The 345-nt window shown below is 67.8% G+C and carries 1 protein-coding gene; it reads right to left on the bottom strand.

Features of this window, described 5'->3' with window-relative positions; genetic code table 11:
- On the bottom strand, positions 1–345 hold a 345-nt coding region (locus IB278_RS33665; protein ID WP_225613355.1), incomplete at both ends, for a hypothetical protein.

The following is a 345-nucleotide window of genomic DNA, read 5'->3' as shown; positions in this document are numbered from 1 at the left end:
TCGAGGCGGTGGTGCCCGGACCATCGGCGCCATAGCTGCTCGAGGCCACGCCGAAGGCGGTTGCGAAGTCCGTGGTGGCGGAGTCGGTGGCGGCGCCGATGGTGTCGGCATCCTGCGTGTTGACCAGTGCCGTGTCGATGGGCGCTGCCAGCACGACGGACGGGCCGTCGTCGTCGAACCGGATGTTGGCGCCGATGTTGAGCACTTCGGAGTCGGTCGCGGTGTCGCCGTCCCCGTCGGTGACCGTCACCGTGTTGGTCAGGGTGATCAACGTGTCGGCCAGCGTGGCCTCCTGGTCCGCGTAGTTGGACGAATCACCCGGCAGCGCATGATCGATCTCGGCGA

This window comes from Variovorax sp. VRV01, from assembly GCF_014852545.1.
Taxonomy (GTDB): domain Bacteria; phylum Pseudomonadota; class Gammaproteobacteria; order Burkholderiales; family Burkholderiaceae_C; genus Variovorax; species Variovorax beijingensis_A.
This window is presented reverse-complemented; position numbering and strand designations above follow the sequence as displayed.